General features: G+C 39.7%; 1 protein-coding gene. It reads left to right on the top strand.

Features of this window, described 5'->3' with window-relative positions; translation table 11 throughout:
* A partial coding sequence (locus AOA60_RS29545) for a hypothetical protein (RefSeq protein ID WP_143522594.1) occupies positions 1 to 247 on the top strand: 247 nt, incomplete at both ends.

Raw genomic sequence — 247 nt, 5'->3', positions numbered from 1 at the left:
GGTAACGACTACGGAATGGGAAGTTCCCGTGACTGGGCTGCAAAAGGTACGAACTTACTTGGTATCAAAACAGTAATTGCTGCAAGTTTCGAAAGAATCCACCGTAGTAACTTAGTATTAATGGGTGTTCTACCATTACAATTCAAAGATGGTGAAAACGCTGATACACTAGGTTTAACTGGTAAAGAAGAGTTTGACGTACAAATTACGAACGATGTAAAACCACGTGATTACGTTACTGTTGTTG

The sequence above is a fragment of the Pseudomonas sp. 2822-17 genome (assembly GCF_002742485.1).
Lineage (GTDB): Bacteria > Pseudomonadota > Gammaproteobacteria > Pseudomonadales > Pseudomonadaceae > Aquipseudomonas > Aquipseudomonas cyclaminis.
This window is presented reverse-complemented; position numbering and strand designations above follow the sequence as displayed.